This window comes from Streptomyces sp. PH9007 (genome assembly GCF_059813725.1).
In genome coordinates this window covers 2,794,443-2,811,628 of the sequence record NZ_CM187440.1, presented here as the reverse complement: position 1 = coordinate 2,811,628, position 17,186 = coordinate 2,794,443, and the positions used below count along the sequence as shown (strand labels likewise).

General features: G+C 71.8%; 10 protein-coding genes and 1 tRNA gene. 6 read left to right on the top strand and 5 right to left on the bottom strand.

Annotated features, from left to right (window positions below; genetic code table 11):
• Window positions 1–261 precede the first annotated feature (261 nt).
• Both topA and tmk read left to right on the top strand, forming a co-directional pair.
• Window positions 262–3,171: a type I DNA topoisomerase gene (gene topA / locus ACTFAP_RS12785; protein ID WP_500469130.1), complete on the top strand. Its 2,910-nt coding sequence runs from the start codon at window positions 262–264 to the stop codon at window positions 3,169–3,171.
• A 158-nt stretch (window positions 3,172–3,329) separates the two neighbouring features.
• The gene (gene tmk, locus ACTFAP_RS12780) at window positions 3,330–6,266 is read left to right on the top strand and encodes a dTMP kinase (RefSeq protein ID WP_500469129.1); all 2,937 of its coding nucleotides are present in this window, start codon (window positions 3,330–3,332) and stop codon (window positions 6,264–6,266) included.
• A 75-nt stretch (window positions 6,267–6,341) separates the two neighbouring features.
• Here tmk and ACTFAP_RS12775 read toward each other — a convergent pair whose 3' ends face one another.
• The gene (locus ACTFAP_RS12775) at window positions 6,342–7,400 is read right to left on the bottom strand and encodes a choice-of-anchor P family protein (protein ID WP_500469128.1); all 1,059 of its coding nucleotides are present in this window, start codon (window positions 7,398–7,400) and stop codon (window positions 6,342–6,344) included.
• 186 nt (window positions 7,401–7,586) lie between these two features.
• Between ACTFAP_RS12775 and ACTFAP_RS12770 the strand changes: the two genes are divergently transcribed.
• The 3 genes from ACTFAP_RS12770 to ACTFAP_RS12760 all read left to right on the top strand — a co-directional run bounded on the left by ACTFAP_RS12770 (window position 7,587) and on the right by ACTFAP_RS12760 (window position 10,759).
• Entirely contained in the window at window positions 7,587–8,789 is a 1,203-nt protein-coding gene (locus ACTFAP_RS12770) for a DNA polymerase III subunit delta' (protein WP_400011355.1), read from the top strand.
• A 55-nt stretch (window positions 8,790–8,844) separates the two neighbouring features.
• Entirely contained in the window at window positions 8,845–10,461 is a 1,617-nt protein-coding gene (locus ACTFAP_RS12765) for an alpha/beta fold hydrolase (protein WP_495684645.1), read from the top strand.
• A gap of 224 nt (window positions 10,462–10,685) precedes the next feature.
• Window positions 10,686–10,759 (top strand) — tRNA-Thr (locus tag ACTFAP_RS12760).
• 245 nt (window positions 10,760–11,004) lie between these two features.
• Here the strand turns inward: ACTFAP_RS12760 and ACTFAP_RS12755 are convergent.
• The 4 genes from ACTFAP_RS12755 to ACTFAP_RS12740 all read right to left on the bottom strand — a co-directional run bounded on the left by ACTFAP_RS12755 (window position 11,005) and on the right by ACTFAP_RS12740 (window position 16,037).
• Window positions 11,005–11,571 (bottom strand): DUF6199 family natural product biosynthesis protein, encoded by a 567-nt coding sequence (locus ACTFAP_RS12755; RefSeq protein WP_500469127.1) that lies wholly within the window; start codon window positions 11,569–11,571, stop codon window positions 11,005–11,007.
• Window positions 11,572–11,709: 138 nt separating this feature from the next.
• Entirely contained in the window at window positions 11,710–14,139 is a 2,430-nt protein-coding gene (locus ACTFAP_RS12750) for a polysaccharide lyase family 8 super-sandwich domain-containing protein (protein ID WP_500469126.1), read from the bottom strand.
• Window positions 14,140–14,203: 64 nt separating this feature from the next.
• Entirely contained in the window at window positions 14,204–15,247 is a 1,044-nt protein-coding gene (locus ACTFAP_RS12745; protein ID WP_500469125.1) for an L-idonate 5-dehydrogenase, read from the bottom strand.
• 16 nt (window positions 15,248–15,263) lie between these two features.
• Entirely contained in the window at window positions 15,264–16,037 is a 774-nt protein-coding gene (locus ACTFAP_RS12740; RefSeq protein ID WP_500469124.1) for an SDR family oxidoreductase, read from the bottom strand.
• A gap of 154 nt (window positions 16,038–16,191) precedes the next feature.
• Here ACTFAP_RS12740 and ACTFAP_RS12735 point away from each other — a divergent pair, with 154 nt between their 5' ends.
• On the top strand, window positions 16,192–16,968 hold the full coding sequence (locus tag ACTFAP_RS12735; protein WP_500469123.1) for an IclR family transcriptional regulator: 777 nt from the start codon (window positions 16,192–16,194) through the stop codon (window positions 16,966–16,968).
• Window positions 16,969–17,186: the final 218 nt, after the last annotated feature.

Here is a 17,186-nt window from a genome sequence, read left to right as displayed (position 1 = left end):
CCTTGCGGATGGATGAGCGGATGGGCGGCCGGTCAGGGACGGACCGGGTCCACGGCCGACATCCTGCCAGGGGCATGGGGCGGCGGGAACGCGGGCTGTCGGGTTACGGTTCGAGTGGCGTCGCGGGGTATTCCCGTTTGACACGGAGCCGGGAGGTAGCGTCACACTCCGCACGGGGCGCGGCGAGCGTACCCACCCCGTACGTATCGCACGCAGCACGCCGAGAGCTACCGGAGAAACCGGAGAGAAGAGAGCGAGAAGTTGTCCCCGACCAGCGAGACCACGAACGGCGGACGCCGGCTTGTCATTGTCGAGTCGCCCGCCAAGGCCAAGACGATCAAGGGCTACCTCGGCCCGGGCTATGTGGTAGAGGCGAGCGTCGGACACATCCGCGATCTGCCGAACGGTGCCGCCGAGGTGCCCGCCAAGTACAAGGGGGAGTCCTGGGCCCGGCTCGGCGTGAACGTGGACGCCGGCTTCCAGCCGCTGTACGTCGTCAACAGTGACAAGAAGGACCAGGTCAGAAAGCTCAAGGAGCTGCTGGCCGAATCCGACGAGCTCTACCTGGCCACCGATGAGGACCGTGAGGGCGAGGCGATCGCCTGGCATCTGCGCGAGGTCCTCAAGCCCAAGGTGCCGGTGCGCCGGATGGTCTTCCACGAGATCACCCGGGACGCCATCCGGGCGGCCGTCAACAACCCGCGCGAGCTGAACCAGCTGCTGGTCGACGCCCAGGAGACCCGCCGCATCCTCGACCGGCTGTACGGGTACGAGGTCTCGCCGGTCCTGTGGAAGAAGGTCATGCCCCGGCTGTCGGCGGGGCGGGTGCAGTCCGTGGCCACCCGGCTGGTCGTGGAGCGCGAGCGCGAGCGGATCGCGTTCCACCCGGCCGCGTACTGGGACCTGACGGGGACGTTCGCCACGGACGGCGGCGGCACCGACGGCGGCCCTGACACCTTCGGCGCGCGCCTGGTGTCGGTCGACGGACGGCGCATCGCGCAGGGCCGCGACTTCGGCCCGGACGGGCAGCTCAAGAACCCCGGGCAGGTGCGCCAGCTGGACGAGGCGGCGGCGCGGGCGCTGGCGCAGAGCCTGGCCGGCGCGGCGTTCTCCGTGCGCTCGGTGGAGTCCAAGCCCTACCGGCGCTCCCCGTACGCGCCCTTCCGCACCACCACCCTCCAGCAGGAGGCGTCGCGCAAGCTGGGGATGGGCGCGAAGGCCACCATGCAGGTGGCGCAGCGGCTGTACGAGAACGGCTTCATCACCTATATGCGGACCGACTCGACCACGCTGTCGGAGACGGCCGTCGCGGCGGCGCGGGCGCAGGTGACGCAGCTGTACGGGCGGGACTACCTGCCGGAGAAGCCGCGTACGTACGCCAGCAAGGTGAAGAACGCGCAGGAGGCGCACGAGGCGATCCGCCCCTCGGGCGACCGCTTCCGCACCCCGGCCGAGACGGGGCTGACCGGCGAGCAGTTCCGGCTGTACGAGCTGATCTGGAAGCGGACCGTCGCCTCGCAGATGAAGGACGCGGTCGGCCAGTCGGTGGCGGTGCGCGTCGCCGGGACCGGCGCGGACGGGCAGGACTGCGAGTTCGGCGCCACCGGAAAGATCATCACCTTCCACGGCTTCATGAAGGCGTACGTGGAGGGCGCGGATGACCCCAACGCCGAACTGGACGACCGCGAGCGGCGGCTGCCGCAGGTCGCCGAGGGCGACCCGCTGGCCGCGCGCGAACTGGCGGCGGACGGGCACTCCACCAAGCCGCCGGCCCGGTACACCGAGGCCAGCCTGGTCAAGGAGCTGGAGGAGCGGGAGATCGGGCGGCCGTCCACGTACGCCTCGATCATCGGCACCATCCTGGACCGGCGCTACGTCTTCAAGAAGGGGACGGCGCTGGTGCCGTCCTTCCTCTCCTTCGCCGTGGTCAATCTGCTGGAGCAGCACTTCGGGCGGCTGGTGGACTACGACTTCACCGCCAAGATGGAGGACGACCTCGACCGGATCGCCACCGGCGACGCGGAGGCGGTGCCGTGGCTGCGCCGCTTCTACTTCGGTGAGGGCGGCGAGGGCGTCGGGGTCGCGGCGGAGGCCGGCAACGGCGACGGCGACCATCTGGGCGGGCTGAAGGAGCTGGTCACCGACCTGGGCGCGATCGACGCCCGGGAGATCTCCTCCTTCCCGGTCGGCGAGGGCATCGTGCTGCGGGTGGGCCGGTACGGCCCGTACGTGGAGGCGCCGCCCGAGGAGGGCGCCGCGGAGGGCGAGCCGGGCAAGCGGGCGGACGTGCCGGACGAACTGCCGCCGGACGAGCTGACGGTGGAGCTGGCGAAGGAACTGCTGGCGAAGCCGAGCGGCGACTTCGAGCTGGGCACCGACCCGGTGAGCGGGCACCCGATCGTGGGACGGGACGGGCGGTACGGCCCGTACGTGACGGAGGTGCTGCCGGAGGGCACGCCGAAGACCGGGAAGAACGCGGTGAAGCCGCGTACCGCCTCGCTGTTCAAGACGATGCGGCTGGACACGATCACGCTGGACGACGCGCTGAAGCTGCTGTCCCTGCCGCGCGTGGTGGGCACCGACCCGGAGTCCGGTGACGACATCACCGCGCAGAACGGCCGGTACGGCCCGTACCTGAAGAAGGGGACGGACTCGCGCTCGCTGGAGAGCGAGGAGCAGCTGTTCACGATCACGCTGGAGCAGGCGCTGGCGATCTACGCCCAGCCGAAGAAGCGGGGGCGGGCCGCGGCCAAGCCGCCGCTGAAGGAGCTGGGGACCGACCCGGTGACGCAGGCGCCGGTGGTGGTGAAGGACGGGCGGTTCGGTCCTTACGTGACGGACGGCGAGACGAACGCGACGCTGCGGCGGGACGACGATCCCGAAACCATCACCCCTGAACGTGGGTTCGAGCTGCTGGCGGAGAAGCGGGCCAAGGGGCCGGCGAAGAAGACCGCGAAGAAGACGGCGGCCAAGAAGACCACCAAGAAGGCCGCGGCGAAGAAGACGACCACGAAGAAGGCCGCCGCCAAGACGACCACGGCGAAGAAGACCGCCGCGAAGAAAACCTCGACGGCGACGAAGACGGCGGCCAAGAAGACGACTGCGGCGAAGAAAACCTCGGCGGCGAAAAAGGCCACGTCAAAGGCCGAAAACGGCCCCTCGGAGGAGTAGCCCCGGCAGGGCGGCGCGCGGGAGGCGGAGCCCGGCCGGTGTGTGCGGAAGGAAAGCCGTACGGCCGGGTGGCTCATGGGGGCGCCGCCACGGTCGTTCCCCGGGCAAATGTTCGGGTAGCTGACGCCTGTGTCGGTGGTGGCGGTTACGCTGGCCGAATGACGCGAGCAGAGCAACACCCGGTTGTTGACCCCACCTGCGGCGCCACCGACGAGGCACTCGCCGCGGACTCCCGGGAGCGCGCCCGGCGGGCGTTGCTGCGGGTGCCGGAGCTGCGGCGCCTGTGGGAGGCGCAGTTCACCGGAGGTATCGGCGACATCCTCGCCGTCCTGGTGGTCACCCTGCTGTCCGTGCAGGCGGCGTTCCACGTCACCGCGGGCGGCGAGATGCTGTTCGGCGGCGGCTACCGGGGAGTGGCGCTGGCCATCACGCTCGCGCTGACCGTACGGGTGGCGGCCGGGGTGCTGGGCGGCGTCCTGCTGCTGGGGCCCGTCAGCAAGCTGCTCGCGCCGGCCGGAAAGCTGGACCGGCGCTGGACGATGATCGGCGTGGACGGGCTGCGCGCCGCCCTGCTGATCGTCGCCCCGCTGTGGATCGTGTGGGTGCCGGACAGCGCGTACATCTATCTGCTGGTGACGCTCGGTGTGGCCGGGCTCGCCGAGCGGGTGTGGACCACCGCCAAGGACGGCGTGGCGCCCGCGCTGCTGCCGCCCCCGCCGCCGGAGGGCGCCGCCGTACGGCCGCTGCCCGACCACGGCGAGGCACTGCGCCGGCTGTGGCTGCGCAGCGCGTTCCTGTCGGTGCCGGCCGCGGCCGCCGTGCTGGTGGCCGTCACCCTGGTGAGCAACCTGCTGGCCACGGGGATCGACTGGTTCGGCCAGCACCAGGCGGCGCTGGCCTCGTACGTGGCGGCCGGCTTCTTCGCCGCCTCGATCTCGGTGCTGTACTTCCTGAAGCTGCCGGTGGGCGACGGGCGCCGCCCGGTGTCCCCGCTGGAGGGGCTGCGCCGGCCGGCCGCCGGCACCACCCCGGACCGCGGGCGTACGGGCGCGATCCCGGTGCTGGTGCTGGGGTGCGCCGCGCTGGCGGCGGCGGTGGCGGCGGCGGTCGCGCTGGGCGTGCTGCGGGTTCTGGAGTTCGGCGGGGGCCCGGTCGCCTACGGGCTGTTCGTCGTCGGGCTGACCGGCGGGGTCGCGGCCGGGGTGCGCTCGGCGGCGGCGGTGCTGCCCGCCCTGTCGCGGCGTCGGGTCTTCGCGCTGGCACTGGCGGTCACGGGCCTGGGCCTGTTCGGGGTCGGCATGATCGCCGACCCGGCGACGGTGCTGTTCACGGCGGCGGCCACCGGTGTGGCGGCCGGTGTCGCGGCGGCCACCGGGCACGTCCTGCTGGACCAGGAGACCGAGGAGTTCCGGCGCCCGCGGCTGACGCAGCACCTGCACGCCGTGGTCCGGATCGCGGTCGGGCTCGGGGTCCTGGTGGCCCCGCTGGTGGCGGCGCTGATCGGCCCGCACCGGGTGGAGCGCGGCGACTTCGTCATCGACCACGGGGGCGCGGCGTACACCCTCATGATCATCGGCGCGCTGCTGCTGCCGGTCGGCGCGCTGGTGCTGGGCCGTACGGATGACCGGCGCGGGGTTCCGCTGCGCCGTGACCTGGTGACGGCGATGCGCGGCGGTGGTGTGGAGCCGGTACAGGCGACGGCCGCGAACGGGTTCTTCATCGTCGTCGAGGGCGGCGACGGGGCCGGCAAGACCACGCAGGTGGAGAAGCTCGCCGAGTGGATCCGCAGCAAGGGCCACGAGGTGGTGGTGACCCGCGAGCCGGGCGCCACGCCGGTGGGTCAGCGGCTGCGGACGATCCTGCTGGACGTCTCCACCGGCGGGCTCTCGCACCGGGCCGAGGCGCTGCTGTACGCGGCGGACAAGGCCGAGCACGTGGAGACCGTGGTGCGGCCCGCGCTGGAGCGGGGCGCGGTGGTGATCTCCGACCGGTACATCGACTCGGCGGTGGCCTACCAGGGCGCCGGGCGCGATCTGTCGGCCACCGAGGTGGCGCGGATCTCGCGGTGGGCGACGGACGGGCTGCTGCCGCACCTGACCGTGCTGCTGGACGTGTCGCCGGAGACGGCGCGCGAGCGGTTCACGGAGGCGCCGGACCGCCTGGAGTCGGAGCCGAGCGAGTTCCACCAGCGGGTACGGTCCGGGTTCCTGGCGCTGGCCGCCGCCGACCCGGCGCGCTATCTGGTGGTCGACGCCGGGCAGGACCCGGAGTCGGTCACCACGGCGGCACGGCACCGGCTGGACCAGATGCTGCCGCTGAGCGAGCAGGAGCTGCGGGAGCAGGAGGAGGCCCGGCGCAAGGCCGAGGAGGAGGCGCGGCGGCGCGCCGAGGAGGAGCGCCTGCGCAAGGAGGAGGAAGCACGCCTGGAGCGGGAGCGCCAGGAGGAGCTGGCGCGGCTGCGGGCGGAGGAAGAGGAGCGCAAGGCGCGCGAGGCCGAGGAGGCGCGGCTCGCCGAGGAGCGGCGCAAGGCTGAGGAGGCCCGGCGGGTCGCCGAGGAGGCGCGCCGGCTGGCCGAGGAGGAGCGGCGCCGCCGGGAGGCCGAGGAGCGGCTGCGGCGTGCGGAGGAGGAGCGTCTTCGCCGGGAGGCCGAGGAGGAGGCGCGGCTGCGGGCGCAGGCCGAGGAGCGGCGCCGGGAGGTGCAGCGCAAGGCCGAGGAGGCGTTGCTCGCGGCCGAGCGGGCGCGCCTGGCGAAGGCCGACAACAGCGAGACGGTGCAGATCCCGCAGGTCGAGGACACCGACCGGCCCTCGGGCACGGACGCGGCCGACAGCAACAGCGAGACGATGCAGATCCCGAACTCGTACCCGGGCCCGGGGAACGACGAGACGCGCGTGCTGCCCAAGCCGGGCGAGGCGGGGGAGACCCGGCCGATCCCGAAGGTGGACGAGGAGGGGCGCGGGAAGCCCCCGGAGGATCCGCAGCAGCGGTCGCGTCCGGCGTGGGCGGAGGAGACCCCGCTCGATGATCTGCCGACGCTCGCCGATGAGCTGCTGGGGCGCCGCCGCGACGAGGACGAGGACGGCAAGGGCCGCTGAGCCGGCCGATCGACGCGTGGAACGGCGCTTCCCCCTGAGGGGGAAGCGCCGTTTCGGCTTGTGGGGGCCAGCGGGTTACCGATCGGCGGCGGCCGGGAGCGTCTCGGCCTCGGCCTCCGTCCCGGTCTCGTTCTCCGTCCCGGTCTCTGCCCGGAGCAGCGGGAAGGGCTCGTGGATGGTCACCTCGGCGCCGGGGGCGACGCGGTAGGGGCCGTCGCAGACCTCGTCCGGGGCGGGCATGCCGTAGCCGGCGGGGGTCTGGGAAACACAGGCGTAGTACGTGCGGTCCCCGGGCACGAAGGCCACGCCGCACCGGCCGCTGGCGTCGGTGGTGCAGGTGTCGATGAGGGCGCCGCGTTCGTCCACGACGTCGAAGACCACGTCCTTGACCCCGTGCCCGGCGTCGGCGTCCTCGGCGACGGAGATGAGCACGCCCTCCTCGACGACGGCCTCTTCCTCGGCGGGCTCCTCGACCTCCTCGATCTCCTCCTCTTCCTCCTCCGGCGGCGGGACGAGGGAGGGGCAGGTGGCGGACCCGATGACGACGTCCCCGGCGAGGTTGCCGGCGCCCTCGCCCAGGGTGAGGCGCAGGGCGTTGACGGTGAGTGAGCCGTCCGCCCCGGTGACCTGCTCGTTCAGGACGATCTGGCCGAGGCCGCCGGGCAGCTGGAGGGTCGTGTTGGGCTGCGGGTTGCCGGTGACGTTGATCCGGGCGGACTCGGGGACGGCGACGACGGCGTCATGGACGCGCACCCGGGCGGTGGGGGCGGAGTCCGGCTCGGTGACGCAGCGGGCGCTGACCGAGCCGGTGCTGAGGGTGGCGGCGGTGAAGTCGAGTTCGGTGCTGGCGACGCCGGCCTCGGCCGCAGTCCCGCCGGTACGGTGCTCGCCGGTGACGGCGTAGATGCCGGCGACGGTGCCCAGGGAGCTGAAGCGGGCGGAGGAGACGTCGGCGCGTACCGGCCCGGTGGGGTAGGCGGCGCGGGCCTCGGTGATCTGGATGGTGCCGCCGAGGGTGGCCGTGAACCCGGTGGCGGCGAAGCCGGTGGGGTCGGCGGCCTGGGCGGAGCCTGGAAGGACGACGGTGAGGAGGGCGGCCAGGGCGAGGGCGGGGAGGGCTTTGTGGGGGGACATGAGCCGGGAACTCCAATCATCGTGACACGATGACCACATAGTGTGATGAACAGGATCAAAGACCTACGCGCCCCACCCGCCTTGCTCCGAACGGCGCAGAGAGCCGCCGGTCCCGGACTGTCAGTGGGAGACGGCACAATGAGGGACGGCATTCAGCGGTGCGGAGCGGCTTGGAGCAGTGACGGAATGACGGTCTGGGACGAGCTGGTGGGCCAGGACCGGGTGGCGGCGCAGCTGACGGCGGCGGCCCGGGACGCCGACGCCTACGTCACGGCGATCGACGCCGGGCAGGAGCCGCGGCTGGCGGGGTCCTCGATGACGCACGCCTGGCTGTTCACCGGCCCGCCCGGATCCGGCCGGGCCACCGCGGCGCGGGCGTTCGCCGCCGCCCTCCAGTGCCTGAGCCCGGACCGCGCGCTGGGCGGCGCACCCGGCTGCGGTTTCTGCGACGGCTGCCACACCTCCCTCGTCGGCACCCACGCGGACGTCGAGGTCATCCGCACCGACCTGCTCACCATCGGCGTCAAGGAGACCAGGGAACTGGTCCGGCGCGCCCAGCTGTCACCGGCCGGCGGCCGCTGGCAGGTGATCGTCATGGAGGACGCCGACCGCCTGACGGAGGGCGCGGGGAACGTCCTGCTGAAGGCCGTCGAGGAGCCGGCGCCCCGCACCGTGTGGCTGCTGTGCGCGCCGTCCACCGAGGACGTCCTGCCCACCATCCGCTCCCGCTGCCGCACGCTGTCGCTGCGCACCCCGCCGGTGGCCGCGGTCGCCGATGTCCTCATGCGGCGCGACGGTGTCGATCCCGAGGTGGCGCAGGCCGCCGCGCGGGCCACCCAGGGCCACATCGACCGGGCACGGCGGCTGGCCACCGACGAACGGGCCAGGGCCCGCCGGGCGGCGGTGCTGCGCATCCCGGAGCGGGTGACGGACATCGGCGGCGCGCTGCGCGCCGCCCAGGAGCTGGTGGACGCCGCCGCCGAGGACGCCAAGCAGCTCGCGGAGGAGCGGGACGAGAAGGAGACCGAGGAGCTGCGGGCGGCGCTGGGCGCGGCGGAGGGCAAACGCCTGCCGCGCGGCACCGCGGGCGTGATGAAGGACTTGGAGGACCGCCAGAAACGGCGTGCCACCCGCACCCAGCGGGACGCCCTGGACCTGGCGCTCACCGAGCTGACCGGGTTCTACCGCGATGTGCTGGCCCGGCAGTTGGGCTCCGCCGTCGCGCTGGCCGGCGGGGAGAGCGCGGCGGCCGTGGAACGGGTGGCGGCGGCGAGCGCGCCCGAACGCACCCTGCGCCGCATGGAGGCGATCCTGGAGTGCCGCACGGCCCTGGACCGCAATGTTTCTCCGTTGCTCGCGGTGGAGGCGATGGCCGTGGCCCTGCGGTGAGCGGATACGCTCCAGGGATCCGCGATCAAGGTCACGCACGCCACGGGGGCCCGAAATGACTCGAAAGACCCGGTATCTACCGCTGCTGACGGTCGGCGCACTGCTGCTGGCCTCGGCCTGCAGCTCGGAAGAGCGCACGGAAGAACGCCCCAGCCCCTCGCAGTCCGCCGGCGAGGAGACCGCGACCGGCGGCTCGGACGGTTCCGAGGGCGGCTCGGCGGTCGACGCCCCGGCGCTCGAACCGCTGCCCGAGGAGATCGCGGCCGACCTCCAGCCGTACTACGAGCAGGAGCTGACCTGGCGCGGCTGCACCGGCGTGCCGGGCTTCCAGTGCGCGGTGCTGACGGTGCCGCTGGACTACAACAGCATCGACCCGGCCGACGACATCCAGCTGACCGTCACCCGGGCCCGGGCCGGCGGGGCCGACCGGATCGGCGCCCTGCTGATGAACCCGGGCGGCCCCGGCATCTCGGCGGCGGACTTCGCGCAGAGCTCGGCGAGCTACATCTTCCCGGCCGAGGTGCGCGAGCGGTACGACATGGTCGGCCTGGACCCGCGCGGCACCGGCGGCAGCGAGCCGATCGAGTGCTTGACCGGCCCCGAGATGGACGCCTCGACCCAGGTAGACCGCACCCCCGACGACCCGGAGGAGCAGCAGGCGCTGCTGACCGCGCACGAGGAGTTCGCGGCCGGCTGCGCGGCCAACTCCGGTCGCCTCCTGGAGCACATCTCCACCATCGAGTCGGCCCGCGACATGGACATCCTGCGGGCGGTGCTGGGCGACGAGCGCCTGCACTACGTCGGCTTCTCCTACGGCACGAAGCTCGGCGCGGTGTACGCCGGGCTGTTCCCGCAGCGCGTCGGGCACCTGGTGCTGGACGCCGCCGTGGACCCGCGCCTGTCCACCGTGGACCTGGACCGCGAACAGGCCGGCGGCTTCGAGACGGCCTTCCGCTCCTTCGCGGAGGACTGCGCGGCCCGCAACTCCTGCCCGCTGGGCCCGGAGGGCGGCGACGACGCCTCGCAGCGGTTGTCGGCGTTCTTCGCGGAGCTGGACGAGAACCCCCTGGAGACCGGCCAGGACCGCCCGCTGACCGAGTCGCTGGCGACGACGGGCGTCGCGGCGGCGCTGTACGCCGAGTTCCTGTGGCCGGACCTGCGACAGGCGCTGTCGGCGGCGATGGAGGACGGCGACGGCTCGGCCCTGCTGGCGCTGGCCGACTCGTACAACGAGCGCGAGGCGGACGGCTCGTACGGCACCACGATGTTCGCCTTCCCGGCGATCAGCTGCCTGGACAGCCCGGCCGGAACGAGCACCCCCGAGGAGGTCTTGGCCCAGCTGCCCGCCTACGAGGAGGCGTCCCCCACCTTCGGCCGCGACTTCGCGTGGGCCACCCTGCTGTGCGGTGTGTGGCCGGTGGAGCCCAGCGGCTCCCCGGTGACCATCGCGGCGGCCGGCGCCGACCCCATCCTGGTCATCGGCACCACCCGCGACCCGGCCACCCCGTACGCCTGGTCCGAGGGCCTGGCCGAGCAGCTGGAATCCGGCATCCTGCTGACCAACGACGGTGACGGCCACACCGCCTACGGCGACAACGCCTGCATCGACGCCCTGGTGAACGACTACCTGCTGGAGAACGTCAGTCCCGAGGAAGGTGCTTCTTGCCCATAGCCTGCGCGGGCTACCGCCCCGCGATCTCGGCCCGCACGGAGGGCAACCCCCTCCCCGCGGGCATGACGGACGCCCAACTGGACGCCCACTTAACCGAGTGCCCGGACTGCAACCGCTGGGCCAAACGCCTGCGGGCCCTGCGCGCGGCAACGGACGACCTCCACCGCCGCCGCCTCCGTGTCACCCCACCCCCGACCCCCATGTAGAATCATCGAGCACCACCCGCCGCCTTAGCTCAGTCGGCCAGAGCGACGCACTCGTAATGCGTAGGTCAAGGGTTCGATTCCCTTAGGCGGCTCAGCCGGAGGCCCAGGTCACATGCACTGTGACCTGGGCTTTTCCATGTCTGCAGATACGCCGCCCGGTGGCGTGCGCGTTCAGCTCGGGGTCGGCACAGTCTCCTTCGTCGTCTCAGTTGTGGCTGGGGTGTCGGAATGAAGGCGTCATCCATGCGCCGCATTGCCTACCGCTACCCCCTCTTCTGTCGGTGGTTCGCCGCACCGTCCAGGTGGGAGAGGGTGAGGGCCTACCAGCAGCGACAGGTCAACCGCAGGCGTCCTCGCGTGCTGAGGCAGAGAGTTTCAAGTACGAGGTGGTGATGGTGCTGCCTTCGGCGCCTGGCACGTACACGTTCTGTGACGATGCCTTGACCACGAGACAGAAGGGGTGCTCCCCCGCAGCGGTGGTCACGGTGTACTGCTCCCCCGACACATGCGTGGCGACAAGTTCGAGGTCGTCGGGCGAAGCCTGTCGGACAGCCGATTGCACTTGTGAGTTGTAACGTCCGGTTGCCGAGTTGGCGGATCCGCCGCTCGTGACGTGAGCCTCCTCCATCCGCTCGGCCGCCTTTTCGACGGCCTGGCGAACGCGGGTCTCCTCCGACGTGAACATCCCCTGCGAGTGAGCGATTGCTATCGCGCCGACGACGGATGCCGCTGACAGCACGATGTATCCGAAACGCTGGACGGTGTAGGCGGCGTCTGATGGTTCGTTGGCCTGGGGGTCTCGGTGAGCCCATGCCCCGAGGGTCCAATAGAGCTTCCGGGGCCCAACCCAGGCCAACAAGGCGAAGGCCCCGCCCACCACTGCCAGCAGAACAACAAGTGCCATGCCCGTCCCCCTACGTGATCTGCTCGCGTGAACCTGAGGCCGCGCGAGTACTCAGTGTAAGGACGGGGGCAGATACGAAACGCCGTAGGCCCCGGGAGCTCATGGTGCCGGACGAAGCGGGGCCGTGCACGGGCTCGATCAGCGCAAGGTCGCAGTCACGCTCCTGCCGTTCAACGAGCGGGTGTCGGCCGTGAGGCGAATTCCGCTCGAAAGCCGTCGAACACGAACGCCCTCGTCCGCCGAGACGACATCCAGGCGATGGCCGTGGAGCAGGACCGTGACGGTGTCGCGCTTCGTGGTGGGGTCCGAGATCGCGATCGAGAGGGTGCCGTCGGGGGTGGTGTGGAGGAGGACGGAGGCGGGGCCTTCGATGGTCAGGGGGCCGGCTTGGTGGGGGCCGGGGGTGAAGGTGTTGGCCATCAGGAGGGAGAGGTTCCTGTGTTCGACGGCCTGGAGGTGGGGGGTGTTGGACAGGATGGTCAGGGGGCTGTCGGCGTTTGAGGCCAGTTGGGCACGCGTGGAGTTGGGGAGCAGGGCGTAGGCCAGTGAATGGGGGTGGGGTGTCGGGGGGTGTTCCTGGGAGAGGGTGAAGATCTGTTTTGTGATCGGGGTGTCGGGGTTGGTGGTGCGGATCAGGCGGCGGGAGTTGGTCACCGTGGTCAGTCGGGCGGTGGGGGTGGTGCCGGACAGGAAGAGGTAGCCGATCGAGAAGTCGGGGCTGGTGCAGTGCAGCCAGCCGGGGCCCTCTTCGAGGGTCATGGGGGAGGCGGGGTCAGTGATGCGGGTGTCCAGGGTGGTGGTCAGGGGGCGGCCGGCCGGGTCGTGCACGTCGGCGGTCAGGATGACGATCTCGTCGTCGAACATGAACCAGGACTTTGTGGCACGGGCGTTGGCGTAGGTGACGAAGTCCGGAGGGAGTTCGTGGCGGGCGGCGTGGGCCGCGTCGTCGCTGAGGACGAGGGACGCCGTGCCGTAAGGGCCGAGGTGGGCGCCGCCGGAGTGGGTGTTGGTGGCGAGGGGGAAGTAGACGTAGCGGTTCTGGGACTCGGAGGAGGCGGTGAAGCCGGCCTCCGGGTTGTCGTACCAGGGGGTGCCGTAGAGGTCCGGGATCGTGCGGCGGGGTTCGACCGGGGCCGTGACGCCGGCGAGGTGGTACGGGGAGACCGTCGTGAAGTGGTCGATGCCGAAGGTCTCGGTCTGGTCCTGGCCGGTGAGGTAGAGGTAGTGGGCGCCGTCGCCCTGGAACCAGGGGGTGAGGTTCTCGCCGTTCATGTACTCGTACTTGCTGATCCGCCGCGAGCTGCGGGCCAGGGCGAAGGCGTAGCCGGGGCGGCGGTGGACCGTGCGGTCCATCGCGTTGAAGGCCGCGTGGTGTTCCCGGGGTAAGAGGTCCAGCGGTAGCACTGCGGGGTCGGCCAGGATGTCGGCGTATGTGGCGATGGTGACCGGGGAGACGAAGTCCTTCGGGTCCGGGGGTGAGGGGGAGACCTGGGCGATGGACTTCGCGTAGGACTTGAGGGCTTGGGCGTCCTGGTCGGAGGTGTGGGAGGAGAGGTCCGTGACCGCTTCGACGATGGTGGAGACGTCCGCGTACCCGGTCTGTGGGCGGGAGACGGTGCGGCCCTTGACGATCTCCATCAGCCAGCCCTCGAAGATGACCGGGGCGAAGCTGTGGGTGATCCAGCCCTGGATGACCGGGGCCAGGGGTGTGGCGGGGGCGAAGCCGGTGCCGTGCAGGAGTTTGAGGGTCTGGACGGCGCGGGTGAGGAGGTTCTTGCCGTAGGCGCCGGTGTAGGCGACCGATTCGTGCTGGAGGAAGGAGCCGTCGGCGTGGAAGCCGTCGCCCTCCTCGACCGTCGCGTACACGGTGAGTTGGTCGGCGACCGCCTTGGTCACGCGGGCGCCGTCACCCGTGAGCGCGCCCTGGAGGATGCGGTTGGTGGTGATGTCGGCGAGGTTGGCGCCGGTGTGGAAGCGGGAGTCGAGATCGACGTCGCCGTTCTTGCCGTTGCGCAGGTAGGCGTCCATCGAGGCGAGGTAGGTGCCGGTCAGGGTGGGGTGGTGGGTGGTGAGTTCGTCCCGCAGCAGGATGAGGGCCCTGGTCACGTGGGTGGAGATGCCGATCTCCCAGGTGAACCAGTTGCCGTAGTAGCCCCGGGACTGGTCGCCGTAGTACGTGTCGTGGAGCCAGACCAGGGCGTCGATGACGCGGCGCTGGGTGGCGGGGGCCGGGGTGGCGAGGGCGATCTCGTACAGGTAGCGGTAGGTGGTGTTGAGGTTCGGGTCGCTCGTGTCGAGGGGGAGGTTCGGGAAGAGTTCGCCCGGGGCGGCCCGGTCCATCGCGGTGAGGTGACGTTGGGCGGTGGACGCGATGTCGGCAAGTCGCGCGGCCACTTCGGGGCGGGCGTTGGACTCCGGGGTGCCGGTGAGGATCGCGAGGGTGTTGGACAGGATTCTGGCGTGGTCGTCCACCCCCGGTGCGGCGGCGGTGGCACGCAGCGGAGCGGCTGCGGCCAGCAGGGCGGACGCGGGCAGGGTGGTCAGCAGGGCGCGGCGTGAGAAATCCATGGGGCCTCCCCCATCCAAGCAACCACGCCCGGACGGGGGCGGCAAGACACCGGTCGGGTGCCGGTCAGGTGGTGGAGAGGTCCAGCAGGACCTTGGAGGCGCGTTCGCGGTTTCCGGCCAGGTCGAAGGCTTCGGTGGCCTGGGCGAGCGGGAAGGTGTGGGTGATGACCGGGTCGACGGGGAGGCCCTGAGCCAGGAGGGACAGGGCCTCGTCGAATTCGCTGTCGAACCGGAAGGCGCCGCGCAGGTCGAGTTCGCGGGTGACCGCGACGTTGCCCAGCAGGCCGACCTCGCCGGGCGGCAGCAGCCCGAGCAGGACGACGGTGCCGCCGCGCCGGGTGCGTTCCACGCAGGTGCGCAGGCCGGCCGGGGCGCCGGATGCCTCGATGGTGATGTCGAACGGGGCGGTCCAGGCCGGGTCTTCGGGGTGATCCGCCCGGACGGTGGCGGTGGCGCCCACCTCGGCGGCGATGCGCAGGGGTTCGTCCACCAGGTCGGAAGCCACGATCTCGGCGGCGCCGTGGTGGCGCAGTGCCGCCACGACGAGGCAGCCGATGGGGCCGGCGCCGGTGACCAGGACGCGCTTGCCCCGTACGTCCCCGGCCCGGTTGACGGCGTGCAGGGCGACGGAGAGGGGCTCGGCCAGCACGGCCCAGTTCAGGGTGAGGCCGGGCGGCAGGGCGCGGATCTGGGCGGCAGGCACGGTGACGCGCTCGGCGAACCCGCCCTGGACGTGGGGGAGGTGGGCGGCGCTGCCCAGGTAGCGGGTGTGGCCGCAGATGTTGCGGCGGTCGGCGGCGCACTCGGGGCAGCTGCCGCACGGGGTGGCCGGGTGGATCGCGACGGGGGTGCCCACGGCGGGGCCCTCCGTCTCGGGGCCGAGGGCCGCCACGTGGCCGACCACCTCGTGGCCGAGCACCATGGGCTCGCGCACGGCGAAGTCGCCGACCCGGCCCCGGTGGTAGTAGTGCAGGTCGGAGCCGCAGATCCCGCCGAGCGTGATGGCGACCGCGATCTCCCCGGGGGCGGGCGCGGGGGTGGGCCGTTCCTCGATCCGCAGATCGCCGGCGGCGTGCACGGTGCAGGCGCGGATGGTCGTGGGGTGCATGAAGGGCTCCAGAGGATTACAGGACGGAGAGCATGCCGCCGTCGACGTACAGCAGTTGGCCGTTGACGAAGTCGGACGCGGGGGAGGCGAGGAAGAGCAGGGCGCCGACGAGGTCGCCGGTCTGCCCCCAGCGGCCGGCCGGGGTGCGCTTGCGTACCCAGGCGCTGAACTCCTCGTCCGCGACCAGTGCGGAGGTCAGCTCGGTGTCGAAGTAGCCGGGGCCGATGCCGTTGACCTGGATGCCCGAGGGTCCGAGGTCGGCGCACATACCCTTGGTGAGCATCTTCAGGCCGCCCTTGGTGGCGGAGTACGGGGCGATGCCGGGCCGGACGGCCTCGCTCTGGAGCGAGCAGATGTTGATGATCTTGCCGTGACCCCGGGGCACCATGCGGCGCGCGACCTCGCGGCCGACGAGGAAGGCGCTGGTGAGGTTGGTGTCGAGCAGGCCGTGCCAGTCCTCGTCGGTGAACTCGGTGAAGGGGGCGCGGCGCTGGGATCCGGTGTTGTTGACCAGGATGTCGATCGCGCCTGCCCGCTCCTCGACCTGTCCGACGGCGGCGGCCACGGCGGCGGAATCGGTGACGTCGAAGGCTTCGGCGAGGACGGTGCCGTCCCCGAAGGTCGCGGCCAGCTCGGCGCGGGTGGCCTCCAGGGTGGCGGCGTCGCGGCCGTTGAGGACGACGGTGCAGCCGGCTTCGAGGAGTCCCTGGGCCAGAGCCCGGCCGATGCCGCGGCTCGATCCGGTGACCAGGGCCACCTTGCCGGTGACGTCGAACAGGGGGTGGCTCATGGGTCGTCCTCTCACGTGTGGCACGGCCCGCACTGGCTGTTTTTCCACTGAATGGGAAAAGTATCTGCTGACCGGAAATCATCGTTGACATGAGGTCTGCGCGCTGTCAAGCGCAGAATGAGAAACCTTTCCATTCAGTGGTAATTTCTCGGGCGTGAGCACCAGCGAATCCAGCGCAGTCCCGGCCGATGTCGTCGGCCGGGCGATCCGGCTCCTCGTCCTGGTCGGCGAGCATCCGCACGGCATCACGCTCTCCGAGCTGGCCCGGGCGAGCGGCGTCCCCGTCAGCACGGCCCACCGGCTGGTCAGCTCGCTGACCCGCGAGGGCCTGGTGGACTTCGAGGCGAGCGGCAAGCGCTACAAGCCGGGCCTGCGCCTGTTCCAGCTCGGCCAGCAGGCGGGCCAGGCGTACGGATTCGCCGGCACCGCGCTCCCCGTGATGCGACGCGTGACGGAGCGCACCGAGGAGGCCACCCTCATGTCCGTGCTCGACGGCACCCGCCACCTGTACGTGCACTACGTGGACGGCCCGCTGCCGGTCGGAGTGCGCAGCGAGCCCGGGCGCCACGGCCCGCTGCACTGCACCTCGATGGGCAAGGTGCTGATGGCGTTCGCCCCCGACGAGGTGCGCGAGGACCTGCTGGAGCGCGTCGATCTCACCCCGTACGGGCCGCACAGCATCACCGACCGGGACGTGCTGCGGGCGGACGTCGCCCGCGCCGCCGCACACGGGTACGCGACGGCCGACGAGGAGCACCACGCCGGGCTGCGCGCCGTGGCGGTCCCCATCCTGCGGCCCGACGGCAGCCTGTTCGCCTGCCTGTCCACCGCGGCCCCCGCCTTCCGCCGCTCCCTGGACGAACTGATCGCCCTGGTACCCGTGCTCCAGGAGGCGGCCACCGAGCTGGGCGTCCGGTTGCCCGCGCGCTGAGCCACCACCGTCACTGTCCCGGACTCCGTGCCTCGCAGTTCTGTTGTCGCGTCAGTGCTGCCATCCGCTTGGGCGAGAGGCGCTTCGCCAGGCAAGCCGGCCGTCTTCCGGTTTTTCATGAGTGAACGTCAAATGAGAGCCTGGTGGAGGACATTCACGCTGGGGCATCATAGGTACTGATGGACCGTGTGACTGATCAGAGCGCGTCGTGTCGGGGG

What these genes read in the sequence shown, in the direction of transcription:
- ACTFAP_RS12740 (WP_500469124.1), bottom strand. Translation starts at nt 16,037, where the DNA reads ATGAGCCACCCCCTGTTCGACGTCACCGGCAAGGTGGCCCTGGTCACC.
- ACTFAP_RS12770 (WP_400011355.1), top strand. Translation starts at nt 7,587, where the DNA reads ATGACGGTCTGGGACGAGCTGGTGGGCCAGGACCGGGTGGCGGCGCAG.
- ACTFAP_RS12750 (WP_500469126.1), bottom strand. Translation starts at nt 14,139, where the DNA reads ATGGATTTCTCACGCCGCGCCCTGCTGACCACCCTGCCCGCGTCCGCC.
- ACTFAP_RS12755 (WP_500469127.1), bottom strand. Translation starts at nt 11,571, where the DNA reads ATGGCACTTGTTGTTCTGCTGGCAGTGGTGGGCGGGGCCTTCGCCTTG.
- ACTFAP_RS12765 (WP_495684645.1), top strand. Translation starts at nt 8,845, where the DNA reads ATGACTCGAAAGACCCGGTATCTACCGCTGCTGACGGTCGGCGCACTG.
- ACTFAP_RS12745 (WP_500469125.1), bottom strand. Translation starts at nt 15,247, where the DNA reads ATGCACCCCACGACCATCCGCGCCTGCACCGTGCACGCCGCCGGCGAT.
- ACTFAP_RS12775 (WP_500469128.1), bottom strand. Translation starts at nt 7,400, where the DNA reads ATGTCCCCCCACAAAGCCCTCCCCGCCCTCGCCCTGGCCGCCCTCCTC.
- tmk (WP_500469129.1), top strand. Translation starts at nt 3,330, where the DNA reads ATGACGCGAGCAGAGCAACACCCGGTTGTTGACCCCACCTGCGGCGCC.